This is a genomic window from Cyclobacterium sp. 10D3-21, from assembly GCF_055809755.1.
The window spans coordinates 542,259-556,788 of record NZ_CM147924.1 but is presented as its reverse complement, the minus strand read 5'-3'; the positions used below and the strand labels follow the sequence as shown (position 1 = coordinate 556,788).

At 39.9% G+C, this 14,530-nt stretch carries 12 protein-coding genes; 7 read left to right on the top strand and 5 right to left on the bottom strand.

All coding sequences use genetic code 11. The annotated features are described in order from the left end of the window. Positions 1 to 145: 145 nt before the first annotated feature. The 5 genes from AC0L7T_RS02530 to AC0L7T_RS02510 all read right to left on the bottom strand — a co-directional run bounded on the left by AC0L7T_RS02530 (position 146) and on the right by AC0L7T_RS02510 (position 8,549). On the bottom strand, positions 146 to 541 hold the full coding sequence (locus AC0L7T_RS02530) for an endonuclease domain-containing protein (RefSeq protein WP_473340903.1): 396 nt from the start codon (positions 539 to 541) through the stop codon (positions 146 to 148). 827 nt (positions 542 to 1,368) lie between these two features. Further along, on the bottom strand, positions 1,369 to 2,697 hold the full coding sequence (gene dgt / locus AC0L7T_RS02525; RefSeq protein WP_473340902.1) for a dGTP triphosphohydrolase: 1,329 nt from the start codon (positions 2,695 to 2,697) through the stop codon (positions 1,369 to 1,371). A gap of 51 nt (positions 2,698 to 2,748) precedes the next feature. Continuing rightward, entirely contained in the window at positions 2,749 to 4,170 is a 1,422-nt protein-coding gene (locus AC0L7T_RS02520) for a TolC family protein (protein WP_473340901.1), read from the bottom strand. Between the two features lie 11 nt (positions 4,171 to 4,181). Beyond that, complete coding sequence (locus AC0L7T_RS02515) at positions 4,182 to 7,361, bottom strand: efflux RND transporter permease subunit (protein ID WP_473340900.1); 3,180 nt, start codon at positions 7,359 to 7,361, stop codon at positions 4,182 to 4,184. A 3-nt stretch (positions 7,362 to 7,364) separates the two neighbouring features. Continuing rightward, on the bottom strand, positions 7,365 to 8,549 hold the full coding sequence (locus tag AC0L7T_RS02510) for an efflux RND transporter periplasmic adaptor subunit (protein ID WP_473340899.1): 1,185 nt from the start codon (positions 8,547 to 8,549) through the stop codon (positions 7,365 to 7,367). 257 nt (positions 8,550 to 8,806) lie between these two features. Between AC0L7T_RS02510 and AC0L7T_RS02505 the strand changes: the two genes are divergently transcribed. The 7 genes from AC0L7T_RS02505 (at position 8,807) to AC0L7T_RS02475 (ending at position 14,334) form a co-directional block, all read left to right on the top strand. Next, complete coding sequence (locus AC0L7T_RS02505; protein ID WP_473340898.1) at positions 8,807 to 9,868, top strand: carbohydrate-binding family 9-like protein; 1,062 nt, start codon at positions 8,807 to 8,809, stop codon at positions 9,866 to 9,868. Positions 9,869 to 9,929: 61 nt separating this feature from the next. Then, positions 9,930 to 10,730 carry a DUF4382 domain-containing protein gene (locus AC0L7T_RS02500; RefSeq protein ID WP_473340897.1) on the top strand — a complete coding sequence of 267 codons (801 nt, stop codon included), beginning with the start codon at positions 9,930 to 9,932 and terminating at the stop codon, positions 10,728 to 10,730. Between the two features lie 16 nt (positions 10,731 to 10,746). Beyond that, complete coding sequence (ribD, locus tag AC0L7T_RS02495) at positions 10,747 to 11,781, top strand: bifunctional diaminohydroxyphosphoribosylaminopyrimidine deaminase/5-amino-6-(5-phosphoribosylamino)uracil reductase RibD (RefSeq protein ID WP_473340896.1); 1,035 nt, start codon at positions 10,747 to 10,749, stop codon at positions 11,779 to 11,781. Then, positions 11,774 to 12,244, top strand: a complete 471-nt coding sequence (locus AC0L7T_RS02490) for a GAF domain-containing protein (RefSeq protein ID WP_473340895.1) — start codon at positions 11,774 to 11,776, stop codon at positions 12,242 to 12,244. The genes ribD and AC0L7T_RS02490 overlap by 8 nt, the downstream gene beginning before the upstream one ends. A gap of 248 nt (positions 12,245 to 12,492) precedes the next feature. After that, the gene (locus AC0L7T_RS02485) at positions 12,493 to 13,266 is read left to right on the top strand and encodes a hypothetical protein (protein WP_473340894.1); all 774 of its coding nucleotides are present in this window, start codon (positions 12,493 to 12,495) and stop codon (positions 13,264 to 13,266) included. Continuing rightward, positions 13,263 to 13,559, top strand: coding sequence for a radical SAM protein (locus tag AC0L7T_RS02480; protein ID WP_473340893.1), 297 nt, complete (start codon positions 13,263 to 13,265; stop codon positions 13,557 to 13,559). The genes AC0L7T_RS02485 and AC0L7T_RS02480 overlap by 4 nt, the downstream gene beginning before the upstream one ends. Beyond that, the gene (locus tag AC0L7T_RS02475) at positions 13,516 to 14,334 is read left to right on the top strand and encodes a radical SAM protein (RefSeq protein WP_473343412.1); all 819 of its coding nucleotides are present in this window, start codon (positions 13,516 to 13,518) and stop codon (positions 14,332 to 14,334) included. Before AC0L7T_RS02480 ends, AC0L7T_RS02475 begins: the two co-directional genes overlap by 44 nt. The last annotated feature ends 196 nt before the right edge of the window (positions 14,335 to 14,530 follow it).

Below are 14,530 nucleotides of genomic sequence, written 5' to 3'. Positions count from 1 at the left end.
AGCAATAAAATATTTTTTGCCGCAAATCCCCCTTATCCAAGGGGGATTTATGCAGAAGTGTAAACCTTTACCAGTATTTAAATAATAATCGGTAAACTTTTTTAGGACCATTCAGTAGGGTGCCTAATAACTGAACATTTCATAGCTAAAAACTAGTTTTTGGTAGGTGATTTTCAAGTTCCCAATCATCTATAAACGCTCCAATTTCCTGAAGGACAAATGGCATAGATTTCTTGACCTCTTTGTCCGAAAACCTCACAAAAGAAAGATTCATTTTCTCCAATATCAATTGTCTTCTCCGGTCTTTAACAACAGATTCAGCATAATAATGGCTGTCGCCATCAATTTCGATGACCAATTGTAGTTTTTTACAATAAAAATCCACAATAAAGTTCCCTAAAGGCTTTTGCCTGTTGAATGCATAGCATCTAAATTGACTTGCTTTTAGCTTTTGCCAAAGCAAAACTTCAGATAAGGTTGAGTGATTTCTTAATATCCGAGAATATTCCTTTAAATTTCTTTTGTATGGCACATAATACATACTAAAATTTAAAAAAAATTTGGAGAAGTTTTTAAATACCTTCTATTAAAATTGACTATTGACTATGTGTTTTGATTTTCTAGGTAATAATCGTCTAGTCAAAAATCCCCATTGGTCCCCCTTTGAAAAGGGGGATTTTGTACTTTCAAGACTGACGAGTGCGTTACTGGCTCTACATTTGATCAGCCCATTTCAATGATACAAAACCAGCTTTAAATTTACATTTCTGCAAATCCCCCTTGACTAGGGGGCTAGGGGGATTTATACGGGAATGTCATACTATTTCAAGCTTATATTTCAGAGTGATTACGAAAAATCCCCCTTGGTCCCCCTTTGAAAAGGGGGATTTTGTACTTTCGGGACTTACGAGTGCGTTACTGGCTCTACATTTGATCAGCCCATTTCAATGATACAAAACCAGCTTTAAATTTACATTTCTGCAAATCCCCCTTGACTAGGGGGCTAGGGGGATTTATACGGGAATGTCATACTATTTCAAGCTTGTATTTTAGAGTGTTTACGAAAAAATCCCCCTTTGTCCCCCTTTGAAAAGGGGGATTTTATACTTTCGGGACTTACGAGGGCGTTACTGGCTCTACATTTGATCAGCCCATTTCAATGATACAAAACCAGCTTTAAATTTACATTTCTGCAAATCCCCCTTGACTAGGGGGCTAGGGGGATTTATACGGGAATGTCATACTATTTCAAGCTTAAATTTCAGAGTGATTACGAAAAATCCCCCTTGGTCCCCCTTTGAAAAGGGGGATTTTGTACTTTCAAGACTTACGAGTGCGTTACTGATTTCATATTTCTCTCTCGCAAAATCAGGTACCAGGGATGGTGATGCCTTTTACCCTTCTATAAAGTGAAAGGGCGTGTTTATCCGTCATTCCTGAAATAAAATCCAGCATTCCTCTCATTAGAAAATAAGCCTCATGGTTTGCTTGTAGCTCATATTCTTCAGGCAAAAGGCGTAGAATGCTTTTATTGTGGCCAGAAAATCTTACCTTATCGAAATGATAATTGTAAAGCGCTTCGGAAAAGGTTGACAATAGACCTTCCAAGACCTGGTAACCAGCTGCTTCTTTTTCCAGTACGGGTTGCGACCGGTAGATTTTTTTAACTGAAAGCTCCGTGATGGCTTTTAAACTATTGGCCGATGGGATGATCTCCGTCAAGGCCTCGTCGAATTCTCCCGTCAAAATGGCGGTTTCATTTTCTTTAAAGGCCTTGGCCGTTTCATTAATAAGCTGACTAATGGCCATTGCACGCATGATGGCCAATTTCTGCTTTGGACTATTGTATTTTTGAAGCTTCTCAGGGTCGTATCGCTCACCTATAATATCGGCCATCAAAGCAATGGTTTTGTCAAGAGAAACCAAACCAAGGGTACAACCATCCTCCAAATCAATGATGCTGTAGCAAATGTCATCGGCGGCTTCTACCAGAAATGCCAATGGATGTCTCATCCAGCAGTTTTCTGCCAGTTGGGGAATCCCCATTTTTTCAGTCAGTGAATGATAATCTGAAAGGTTATTGGTGTAAAACCCGAATTTTTTCTGACTTCTTCGCTTTTTGTCTGACGACTTACTCCATGCAGGTCTGGGGTATTTGGTAAAGGCCGCCAAGGTGGCTGGCGAAATATTCATTCCATTTCTGGTGTCTACCAACATGCGAAATCCTTGTGCGTTTCCCTCAAAATTGATAAGGTCCTGCCATTCGTTTGGCTGGCACTTGCCCTCCCACTTTCTGCCAATGGCATGAAATTTAAAAAAATCTGAGATGGCTTCCTCTCCTGCATGTCCAAAAGGAGGGTTGCCAATGTCATGCGCCAATGCTGCAGTTGCTACAATCCCTCCTATATCAAAAGGTTGAATATTTTTTGAGGCCAGTTCGGGATATTTGTCCAACAGGAACTTGCCTGTGGTCTTCCCCAATGACCTGCCTACGCTGGAAACCTCAAGACTGTGCGTCAACCGGGTATGCACAAAATCATTTTCCGGAAGGGGGAAAACCTGCGTTTTGTCCTGAAGGTTTCTGAAAGGCGCAGAAAAGATAATCCGATCAAAGTCCCTTTCAAATTGACTTCTTTGAAGGTCGGTATCTGAAGGTTTCAGCCCTTCAAGCAAAAGTAATTTTTCCCAGTTCATCATATCACCTCAAAAATACGAAGTGTAGGCTTAGGTAAAAAAGAAATGGCTGGACTATTTCCAACCACCTCCTAATGCACGGTATAAATCCACCACGGCAAGAAACATTTCGATCCTCGTATTGGTTTTATTCAGTTCTGCTTCCAAAACCCTGGACTGAGCTGTAATCACCTCAAGGTAGGTTGCATAACCTCCCCGGAACAATTCGTTAGCTGTAGAAACCGCGTTAAGCAATATAGCCGTTTCTTCGTCTCTCAAGCTATATACATTTCTAAGGTTACCTATGCGCTGAAGTTTTCCTGAAACTTCCTGATAACCATCCAGGATACTTCTATGGTAATTGTACAAGGCAATTTTATTGGTGGCGATGGCCTGATCGTAACCTGCCCTAATTCGGTTCTGTGCAAAAATAGGAGCTGTCAATCCCCCCAGTATACCAATGGTCAACCCTCCTGGCATTTTTAGGGCATCGGGTAGACTTTTATCGTTTAGGCCTACATAAGGTGTAAGGCTAAAAGAAGGAAGAAACTCTTTCCTCGCAGCATCTACGTTGAAATTACCTGCACGAAGCTCGTGTTCCGCTTGAAGGATGTCTGGTCTACGAAGCAGCATTTCGGAAGGCAAGCCTGCTTCCATACCGTAAGGCAGTTTGATTTCCAATAATGAAGAGGCCCTTTCAATGGGCTGTGGAAACCTTCCAATAATAAAGTTCAGTCGATTTTCTGTTTCTATGATTTCCTGCTGCTTTTCATAGGAAAGACTTTTGGTGGAAAGCAGTTGAGCAGAAAATTGCTGCACGGCCAACTCTGTTGCTCTACCTGCCATTTTCTGAATTTTGATCAACTCTAGTGCCAAGGCCTGGAATTCAATGTTCCGGTTGATGGTTTCCAGCTGAATGTCCATACCCAATAATTGATAGTAGATTTTGGATATTTCGGCCACCATGCTCGTCACCACCAGGTGCCTTCCCATGCCTGTGGCTAAGAATTTTTCGTAATCTGCTTCTTTTCTGTTCCTGATTTTTCCCCAAACATCTATTTCCCAGGTACTTTGAAAACCGATAAAATTGTTTTCCGTTCTATTGACAACATTCCTATCGCCGTTAATGGTGCCACTAAACAGATTAGGGCGAATATCCCCAGACCGATAACGGACCATCCCATTTAAAGTGGGATACATGGCTCCTTTAGAAATTCTATATTGGGCCCTGGCTATTTCAATCCTTTCCAATGCGGTAAGAATGTCAAGGTTATTTTCAAGTCCTTCTTCGATTAGGAACACCAAATTGGGATCATTGAAGAATGCTTCCCAGGAAATATCACCAATACTGGCCGAATCTTCTATATCCAGGAAGGTAGTAGGCAGTGGCTCCATTTCTGGCATTACCGGAGCCTCTATACTTTTACAGGCATACATCGATACCATCGCAAGAATGCCCATTGAAAGACGAAGGATCAATTTATTTTTTAAAAACATGTAGTATTAGTTCAATTATTTGAAAAAGATACTTGAGAATTATCTTTCTTTTCAGAAGTGGGATCATCATTTTTCTCCACTTTCGCAAAGGTCCAATGAGCGAAAATCACATACAAACCTGGTATTATTATCAACCCAAATATAGTCCCGATTAACATCCCTCCTGCTGCTGCAGTACCAATGGACCGGTTACCTAAAGCACCTGCTCCAGTTGCCATGGCCAGTGGTAATAATCCTGCAATAAAGGCAAACGAAGTCATTAATATAGGACGAAGTCTGGTCACAGATCCCTCCACAGCCGCTTGAATAACAGAGTGGCCCGCCTCTCTTTTCTGAATGGCAAATTCCACGATCAAAATAGCATTTTTACCCAGTAGTCCTATAAGCATAATTAGGGCCACCTGCGCATATATATTGTTCTGTAAGCCTAGCAAATAAAGCGAAATGAAAGCGCCGAATATCCCCACAGGCAGTGAAAGAATCACTGGTAGTGGCAAGAGAAAGCTTTCATATTGAGCCGAAAGAATTAAATAAACAAACAACAAACAGATAAGGAAAATAACGATGGCCTGGTTTCCAGAGGTAACCTCTTCACGGGACATCCCATACCAATCATGGTTGTACCCTTGAGGCAGTTTTTCAGCAGTGACTCTTTCTATGGCAGCAATAACATCCCCACTACTATAGCCAGGAGCTGCAGAACCTTTCACGGTAGCAGAATTGTACATGTTGAATCGTGTCAACTGTTCTGGTCCGTAGGCTTTTTCCATGGTAAGGAAAGCAGAGATGGGTACCATTTCTCCTACATTGTTTTTGACTTGAAGCGCCATTACATCCTCAGGTTTTGCCCTGTACTCAGGTCCTGCCTGGAGCATCACATCGTACATTTGCTCAAAACGAACAAAATCCGAAACAAATTGACCTCCAAGTAAAACCTGCATGGTGCCAAGTGCTTTTGCAATCGTCACCCCATTCTTAGCGGCCTGATCCTGATCAATCCTAAGTAAAAACTGAGGGAAAGTAGGGTCAAAATCTGTAAATGCATAGCCTATTTCAGGGCTTGCCATCAAATCTTCCACAAGGTCATTGGTCACTGTGGCCAAACGGTTCAGATTACCTGTACCCGTCTGGTCAAGAACTTTCATTTGGAACCCACTGGAGTTACCAAAACCCGATACGGTAGGAGGCAGGAAGAAATCAATTTTCGCATCAGAAATTTCATCCCCCAGTGCTCCAAATTCATCCAGGGTTTGCTGAATAGGTAAGTCCTTCCTTTCATCCCAGGATTTCAAATTCACCATGGCCATACCATAAGAGGCTCCTGAGAGTCCATTACCCAATGAATAGCCAGCCAAACTGGAAACACCAGCAACAGCCTCATTCCCTTCTAATTTTTGGACAAGTTCATCCAATACCTTTTCTGTTCTTTCTACTGTCGCTCCTACCGGAGTGGTGACATTTACATAAACCATACTTTGGTCTTCTGTAGGAATAAAGCCAGTCGGTAAGATTTTACTTACTCCCCATGTGGCTACAAAGAAAAACAACAAGATTAGGGTAGTAACTCCTTTTCTAGGCACCAAGTAGGTGATGTATTGAAGGTATTTGTTTTCGAAGAAATTATAATAATGATTGAACTTGTTAAAGAACCGCTGTAAAAGCGTTTGTTTCCGCTCCTCCCCATAATGGTTTTTAAGCAAGATGGCACAAAGTGCGGGGGTTAATGTCAATGCATTGACACCAGAAATAAAGATGGCTACTGCGAGCGTCAATGAAAACTGCCGGTAAAATACACCTACCGGACCGGACATAAATGCTACCGGCACAAACACTGCGGACATCACCATGGTAATGGCAATAATTGCCCCACTGATTTCTTTCATTGCAGCAAAGGTGGCTGCCCGAGGAGCAAGTCCCTCTTTCTCCATTTTGGCATGGACTGCTTCCACCACTACGATGGCATTATCGACCACAATTCCTATGGCCAGAACCAGGGCGAAAAGGGTAAGCAGATTTATGGAGAAGCCCAACCACTGCATGAAAAACATGGTACCAATCAAGGCTACCGGAACGGCCAAGGTTGGAATCAAGGTAGAACGGAAATCCTGAAGGAAAATAAACACGACAATGAAAACAAGAATAAATGCCTCTGCCAATGTCACCAATACTTCCTTTATAGAGGCATCCAAAAACCTGGATACATCATAAGAGATATTGTAATCCATTCCAGAAGGGAAGTTATCCTGCTTGATCTGTTCAATCTTCTTCTTCACATTGGCGATCACCTCACTGGCATTGGATCCTGGTCGCTGGATAACCATTACTGAAGCGGCTGGTTTACCATCCATTTTGGCGATTCTACCATAGTTCAGGTTACCAAACTCCACATCAGCGATGTCCTTTAACCTTAAGATGGACCCGTCAGGGTTGGCTCTAATGACTAAGTTTTCATATTGCTTGGGCTCATAAAATTTACCCGTATACTTTAATACATACTGAAGCACTTGCATGTCTTTACCAGAACTAATCCCGAGTTGACCTGGTGCTGCTTCAACGTTTTGGTTGTTTATGGCCTCAATTACATCATCAGTAGCCACTTTATAGGCAGTCATTCGGTCAGGCTTAAGCCATATCCTCATGGAGTAATCTTTCGTACTCATTATTTCTGCCAAACCTACACCATCCACCCGCTGCAATTCCTGGAGCACATTAAGGTCGGTGTAATTGTAAATGAATGCTTCGTCCAGTGAGGGGTCATCACTGGCAATATTAATGTACATGAGAAGTCCTTCGACTTGTTTTTCTACCGTTACACCGGCTTTGGTCACAATCTCTGGTAAGTCATTGACTACTGTCGAAACCCGGTTCTGAATCTCCACAGCAGCAAGATCTGGATCTACGCCTGCCTGAAAATACACTTTGATAACTACAGTACCTCTATTACTACTTACTGAAGTCATGTAAGTCATTCCTGGCACACCATTGATTACCTTCTCAAGAGGAGTGGCCACCGTTTTCGCTGCTACCTCTGCATTCGCACCTCTATATTTGGCACGGATAGAAACAGATGGAGGAGCAATGTCAGGAAATAGCTCTACTGGTAAGGTGAAAAAAGACAATAATCCCAGTAATACAAAGAATAGGGAAATAACCAGTGATAAAACTGGTCTTTTAATAAATAAATCAAACATAGCTTATTGTTCTGTACTGGTAGGCATTACTTCTGCAATGGTATCGTCTTTTTCTGGCAATGAAACACCAGCATTATCAGCTACCATTTTAGGCTGAATAATCATTCCGTCTTTCACATTTTGGATGCCTTCGTATATAAAGTGCTCTCCTACTTCCAATCCAGACTCGACAATATAGTAATGGGAAAACCTTGCTCGAGGAATAATACTGCGCATCTCCACTTTGTTGTCCTTGCCAACAACATAAACAAAACTTCTGTCCTGAATTTCAAAGACTGCTTTCTGAGGGATGATGATGGCATTTCTTACCTTATTGGTAAGGATTATCTTGCCAGTAGCTCCATGCTTTAGTATTTTACTTGGGTTGGGAAATAAAGCCCTGAAAGCAATCGATCCTGTATTGGCATTAAATTCTCCCTGCATGGTTTCAATGATGCCTTCATAAGGATAAGGAGCGCCATCTGCGAGCACCAACTGCACTACATTATTGTCCTTGGTTTCATCTTTGGATTTGATGTATTCAAGGTATTCTTTTTCTGATACATTGAAATAAACATGTACAGAACTAATATTTGAAACAGTAGTAAACAAACTCCCTTGCTCGACCAAACTACCAGTCCTTAAAGGTATTCTATCAATAATCCCATCAAACGGAGCCCTAATGTTGGTATAAGACAATTGCACTGCTGCATTGTCCATAGCGGATTTGGCTTCTTCAATTTTAGCTAGTACAGCATCATATTTGGCCTTTGTTAGGTTTAACTCAGATTCTGATATGACGTTTTTATCTACCATTATCTTCAAGCGTTCCACCTCGAACTCTATTACCTTGGCTTCTGCTTTGGCACTTTGAAGATTGGCCTTCGCCTTGGCCAATTCCGCTTTATATTCTTGCTCGTTGGTTTTAAATAGAATCTGGCCTTTTTTTACCTCCTGCCCTTCATCTACGTTTACCTTCTCGAGAAATCCTTGCACCCTGGCTCTAAGTTCCACATTCTGAATGGCTTTGATATCTGCCACGTAATCCCTGTGCATAATGGTATCCGATGCCACTACTTCCAATACGGGGAACTCCTTGATTGACTGGGCCTTTTTCCCTCCTTCTTTGCCACTATTACATGAAAAAATGACAACCATCGGAATAAAAAATGCAAATATCCCGACTCTGTTTAATTTTATTCTGCTCATATTCAATACCAAACCTGTTTTTACCCTTATACAAAACTTAAAGTGATGTAATTTTTACACTTTAATGCAACAACAAATAATACAATAATTTTGGTGAAATCCTGATAGATTTTGCCAAAGTTACCTTTACCTCCTATCAACGGGCTATATCTTGTATAAATAAGCAGCCGACTATTTTTGAAGAAGTCGCTGTGTTTACAACCTTTTGATTCTATTACTTGTTGTATATTTGTGCCCATACCAAGCAAGAATACAATATGTTCAAGAAACCAATACTATTGATAGGGCTATCAATGATTCAATGCCATGTGTTTTCCCAAGAAACGCCCCAGCCGAAAGGATACGTGGCATATCAGTCCGCCAATCAGCTTACCATAGATGGTAAATTGGAGGAGGAGAACTGGCTTGCTGCAAATTGGTCTACTCCTTTTATGGACATACAGGGAGCGGATTTTCCTGCGCCTGATCAATTGACCCAAATGAAAATGCTTTGGGACGAGCAATTTTTATTTATAGGTATTAAGCTAAATGAGAAAAATATCTGGGCCACCTACTCAGAAAGAGAATCTGTAATATTCCATGAAAATGATATTGAAATATTTATAGATCCCGATGGTGACACCCATAATTATTATGAGGTGGAGATCAATGCTATGGGAACGCTTTGGGATTTGTTACTTACCAAGCCCTATAAAAATGGAGGCAAGCCTATCAATGGCTGGAACATCAACGATTTTGAATATGCCATCCATCTAGAGGGCACCCTAAATGACCCAAGCGATGAAGACAACTTCTGGTCCATAGAAATGGCCATTCCCTGGAAAAGCCTCTCTCAATCAGGCCCATCCTTTAAGGCTCCTGAGGATGGTGATCAATGGCGCATCAATTTTTCAAGGGTGCAATGGCAAATTGAACCTACAGAAAAGGGTTATCAGAAAAAAATCAACCCACAAACCGGTAAATCCTACCCAGAAGACAATTGGGTTTGGTCTCCCATGGGACTGATCAATATGCACCTGCCGGAAAGATGGGGTTATGTACAGTTTTCTGACACCCAAGTAGGAGTGAGCAATAAATTATTTGTTACACATCCAAACGAGCAGATAAAGAATGAATTAAGAAAGCTATACGATGCAGAAAAGGCGTTTTTCGCTATCCATGGTCACTATACCGACCAATTGGCTGCATTAAATAGCAATACTCCCCTGTCAGATGTGGCCATAGAAGCTACTAAATCCTGGTTTAAAATATCCTGTCCGGCAACTTCTACTGGCGAATACTGGTTTATAACAGAAGACAGCAGGGTATGGAAAAAATAATCTGCGTATTAAAAGTTTTCAAAATTATCGTGCCCGCCTCTAAAGCAAAATCGATCAAATCATGAAAAAAAACAAAACCTACTTTTTTGGATTATGGCTACTTGCCCTTTCCTGCATTGGCTGTACCGAAGCAACAGAAACACGTTCATTGGTCAATTTACTGCTTATAGATGCCCCTGGGGATTTTGATGAAGTTTGGGTAGAGGTCAATGGGGTGGAAATTCTACCTGCAGGCATTCGCGGTAGTGAGGAGAATGCCAACTGGGTGAGTATCCCCTACCAGGCAGCCAGCAATATGGTTTTGGTAAGTGCATTGGTCGACGACACACAGCTTCTAATAGGCAGAACAGAAATTCCAGCAGGAGACATTTCGAAAATCAGGTTTCTCTTAGGGGATGTAGTCTACTTGATCAGCGACGATGTCAGAACGGATATGACAATCTCCCCAGACAGCGAAGCCCTCTTGGAAATAGAGGTAGACATTAGCACCCAAAGTGGTTTCTCCTATGATATCATTCTGGATCTTGACCTAGTACAATCTGTGGTCGCCAACCAAAGTGGTGGTTTTGATTTTATCCCTCATCTTAGGGTTTTTGTAAGCACTGGTTTATCAGAAATCACTGGAACAATCCTCCCCGTCAGCATTGCCCCACATGTCATGGCGATCTCTGCAACGGACACCTTCAGCACCCTCACCGCCGATGATGGTGGATTCTTGCTTAGTGGCTTGCCTGAAGATGAATATGAATTCAAAATAGCCGCCCCTACAGGATATCAGGACACTACTTTTACCCTTCTGACCTATCCTGACAGCACATTGACACTGGAATCCATCACCCTACAAGCATCCACCTCGCCCTGATATATTTGACAAGCTTATGACCGAAGATCAGCATAAAAAGTACATGTTAAGGGCCATAGAATTGGCTGAATTAGGCAGGGGAAGTGTCAGCCCCAATCCCATGGTGGGCTGTGTGATCGTACATGATGGATTGATTATAGGGGAAGGGTATCACGAAGAATATGGGCAAGCCCATGCAGAGGTGAACGCCATCGCTTCAGTTAAGGACAAATCCCTTTTGAAAGAGGCCACCCTTTATGTTAGCCTGGAACCCTGTGCTCATTTTGGAAAAACGCCCCCCTGCGCAGACTTAATTGTCAAGCACCAATTAAAGGAAGTCATCATCGCTGCGGTAGACAGCAATCCTTTGGTAGAGAAAAAAGGAATTCAGAAGTTAGAGCAGGCAGGAATAGCAGTAACTACAGGAGTGATGGAGCAGGAGGTTAGAAAGCAGAATGTGCGGTTTTTTACCCAGATGGAGAAAAAGCGCCCCTATATTATTCTAAAATGGGCCCAGACAAAAGATGGCTTTGTAGCGCGTACCAATTTTGACAGCAAGTGGATAAGCAATTCACTTAGCAGGCAGCAGGTACACCGCTGGCGTACAGAAGAGGATGCCATTTTGGTGGGCACCAATACCGCACGCTATGACAATCCCCGACTGAATGCCAGAGATTGGTATGGAAAAGACCCACTAAGGTTGGTTGTGGACAGGGAATTGAAATTGGAGGAAAGCTTACATTTGTTTGATGAGCAGCAAGACACCATCATCTACAATAACCAACTCAATAAGACAGTAGGAAAGACCGAATGGGCAAAAATGGATGTTCGCATCGATGCCAAAGAAATCGTAGCAGACCTTTATGCCAGAAACATTCAGAGTCTGATTGTCGAAGGTGGAGCAGCGGTTTTGGGGGATTTTATAGCGAATGCCTTATGGGATGAGGCAAGAGTTTTTACCGGAAATACCGAGTTTGGCTTGGGCATTCCTGCCCCTGTTTTGACAACTATTCCCATAGCCCAATATACTTTTAAGGAGGATTTACTAGCAATTTACAGGAACCATGACTGAGGAAATCAATCTACCCAAAAATGCCAACAAGGAGGAAATATACAAAGCCCTTCTGCCACAAGTAAAGGCCTTGATTTCCGGAGAGGAAGATTTGGTCGCCAATATGGCCAATATGTCTGCGGTACTAAAGGAGGCCTTTGGCTTTTTTTGGGTGGGCTTTTATATAATCAAGAAGGGTGAATTGGTTTTGGGCCCTTTTCAGGGACCAGTAGCCTGTACCCGGATCCAAAAAGGAAAAGGCGTATGTGGCAAAGCTTGGGAAACCAGAGAAACACAGGTAGTACCTGATGTCAATGCCTTTCCAGGTCATATAGCCTGCAGCGCCTCCTCCCAATCAGAGATAGTGGTCCCCGTATCCAAAAAAAAAGAAATTATCGCTGTGCTGGACATTGATTCCGATCAGCTGGATACTTTTGATGCGGTGGATCGGAAGTATTTGGAGGAAATGGTGGGGTGGTTTTGAGGTTTCTTGATTCGGTATTTTTTTATATAAAATGGATATGGCGTCCTGCATTTCCATTACAAATGGGATTTACAGACCAATTTTAGCTATTTCCAATAAAAATGTGGTCTCACCCCTAGATTCTTTGTCCGAAATCCTTAATTTAACAGGGGAAAACAAAGTAAAGTAGCTGAGTGCATAGTCTCAATTTTCGCAACTCCACTTGTAAAACATGTTTTTATATAAATGTTGTGCATAATATAACCAAAATGCTAGAAGACTTAAAGACATTACTTAATAAAAACTACCCTGTAATTGCATCATTGATGTCTATAATTTTCGGAATGGCATCAGTGTTAATTTCATTAAACAATAATCTATCAATAGTCTATATTATATTAGCATCAATTATTGGAGCTATTTTTATAACAATCATTTTGGTCTATATATTACACAAATTACTATTGAATAGAAGTAATCCAGACTACAGAACGATTGGTTCAGTTGACACGTTAGAAATACTAGACACTTCTGGGAAGATATGTAAATATAGTAGAAAGTTGTCACTAGATTTTAAAAAAGATTTAAGCTCATTTTATATCTTTTTACCAAGAGTAACAGGTCAAATAAAAAACGTAAGATGCTACATTTCGGATAACAAAGATTTTTCCAATCAAAAAGAATGTGAACTAACTATCCATAATTATTTGGATAGAAATGCAGCTTTCATATACATTCCTTTTACAAAAAAAGACAAAAAATTTATTGAATTTAGATGGGATTTAATAGATGCTTTTGAGGATAAATTTGACAGTTTTGCGGTATATCCCGAACCGAATCAGGAATTTTGTAAATTAACTCTTATTTCTCCAAAAATTTTAACTGCTAATTGGTTGGTTTATCATGCAGAAAATTTGAAACCACTTCACTCGGGTTCTAATACTGTTTTCGGAACTAGAAATAAAGGAACAGTTGAATTTGATTTTACACCTTATTTAAATAAGGTTTACTATAAATGTTCACTTAGTTGGGAAAGAGAATGAAAATAGAGCAATTCATCAATAAAGTGATAATCCAACCTACAGGACAGTGCAATTTAAATTGCTCCTACTGCTATGTTCCGAACAGAAGAAGAAAAAGAGAAATTGAATATAAGACATTACAAAATATTAAGTACTTTATAGAATCTTTACAGAAAAAAGATTTATTTGATATAATTTGGCATTCTGGTGAGCCATTAATAATTGGTATAGATTACTTTCGGAAAATTTTAAACCTATTTAAACCATTAAATATTCGGCATAAAAATACAAACCAATGCAACTCTACTAAATAATGAATGGTGTGACTTAATCGATGAATATAAAATTAATGTAACAGTCAGCCTTGACGGTAATCAAAAACAAAATAGTAAAAGAGTAAATTGGAGTGAAAAAGAAACTTTTAATAGAACTTTAAAAAAAATCAACTTACTAAAGAAAAGAAATATTCAATTCAATTTAATATGTGTCGTTCACGAAAAAAATTATTTAGAACCTGAAGAATTATTCAAATTTATTAAAGAGATAGGGCCAAATGAAGTTGGATTTAGCATCGTTGAAAAAGAGAACTTTAATAAATTTAATAATGACCTATCCGAAAGAGAAATCGAAAATTTCTGGACAGTTCTCTTCAATATTTGGAAAAAAGATAACTCAATACAAATAAGAGAGTTCAATCTTATTTTCTCAAATTTAATTAATAAGAAAAATTTTAATAATGATATCAAATACTTAGATCTTAATATTACTTTCGGAAGCAATGGTAACTTGGTCATATTATCTCCAGAATTCCTTGACGCAAATTCTAATTCTTATAATAACTTCATTATTGGTAACATTAATAACAACAGTAATGAAGAAATAATGAAGGCCATAAAAAATTCTTTATATCTTAGAGATCATATTCTTGGTATAAAAAAATGTAATTCCGAATGTTTATATTTCAATTTTTGTGAAGGCGGAAATGCCAGTAACAAATATTATGAAAATGATTTAATAAACTCGACTGAAACGATTCATTGTTATCAATCAAAACAAATTTTAGTGGATTCAATAATTAAAAACTTATAGAATGAAAAACATCAAAAATGCCTTAAAGGCAAAAAAATATAAGATTGAAAAAATTATAGAAAATAAGAATTTCAACAAAATTGACTCAGAAATAAAGAATGAGAAATATTTTGCTTCGAATTCTTTTTCGTCGTCAAATTAGGATACTATGCACAACATTTAGCCCACTAGGGAAAAGCCCCTAAAAAAAAGCCCT

Excerpts from the sequence above, each read along its gene's own strand:
- AC0L7T_RS02505 (WP_473340898.1), top strand. The coding sequence starts at position 8,807 with ATGTTCAAGAAACCAATACTATTGATAGGGCTATCAATGATTCAATGC.
- AC0L7T_RS02515 (WP_473340900.1), bottom strand. The coding sequence starts at position 7,361 with ATGTTTGATTTATTTATTAAAAGACCAGTTTTATCACTGGTTATTTCC.
- AC0L7T_RS02500 (WP_473340897.1), top strand. The coding sequence starts at position 9,930 with ATGAAAAAAAACAAAACCTACTTTTTTGGATTATGGCTACTTGCCCTT.
- dgt (WP_473340902.1), bottom strand. The coding sequence starts at position 2,697 with ATGATGAACTGGGAAAAATTACTTTTGCTTGAAGGGCTGAAACCTTCA.
- AC0L7T_RS02520 (WP_473340901.1), bottom strand. The coding sequence starts at position 4,170 with ATGTTTTTAAAAAATAAATTGATCCTTCGTCTTTCAATGGGCATTCTT.
- AC0L7T_RS02480 (WP_473340893.1), top strand. The coding sequence starts at position 13,263 with ATGAAAATAGAGCAATTCATCAATAAAGTGATAATCCAACCTACAGGA.
- ribD (WP_473340896.1), top strand. The coding sequence starts at position 10,747 with ATGACCGAAGATCAGCATAAAAAGTACATGTTAAGGGCCATAGAATTG.
- AC0L7T_RS02485 (WP_473340894.1), top strand. The coding sequence starts at position 12,493 with ATGCTAGAAGACTTAAAGACATTACTTAATAAAAACTACCCTGTAATT.
- AC0L7T_RS02490 (WP_473340895.1), top strand. The coding sequence starts at position 11,774 with ATGACTGAGGAAATCAATCTACCCAAAAATGCCAACAAGGAGGAAATA.
- AC0L7T_RS02510 (WP_473340899.1), bottom strand. The coding sequence starts at position 8,549 with ATGAGCAGAATAAAATTAAACAGAGTCGGGATATTTGCATTTTTTATT.
- AC0L7T_RS02530 (WP_473340903.1), bottom strand. The coding sequence starts at position 541 with ATGTATTATGTGCCATACAAAAGAAATTTAAAGGAATATTCTCGGATA.